Raw genomic sequence first — 298 nt, 5'->3', positions numbered from 1 at the left:
TACCGTCACCGTCGAAGTCCTTGTTCTTCTCACCCGAGACCTCGTCACCGTCATTGACGCCGTCACCATCGGTATCAGCCTTGTTCGGATCCGTGCCAAGCTCCTTCTCCTTGGCATCGCTCAGGCCATCACCATCGGAATCCTTGCTGGGATCCTCGGGCACATCAGCCGTGTTCGGGTCGGTGCCGTTGGTGATCTCGTCACCATCGTTCACACCGTCACCATCGGTGTCAGCCTTCTTCGGATCAGTCGGGTCACCCTTACCGTCACCGTCGAAGTCCTTGTTCTTCTCACCCGA

General features: G+C 58.1%; 1 protein-coding gene. It reads right to left on the bottom strand.

Annotation, left to right across the window (positions count from 1 at the left end; genetic code table 11):
• Positions 1-298, bottom strand: a 298-nt coding sequence (locus tag D8M36_RS10110; RefSeq protein WP_202974895.1) for a hypothetical protein, incomplete at both ends; no start/stop codon positions are given.

The sequence above is a fragment of the Dermabacter sp. HSID17554 genome, assembly GCF_003989295.1.
Classification (GTDB): Bacteria; Actinomycetota; Actinomycetes; order Actinomycetales; family Dermabacteraceae; genus Dermabacter; species Dermabacter vaginalis.
Note: the sequence above shows the minus strand (reverse complement) of the source record. Positions and strands in the feature narration are given on the sequence as shown.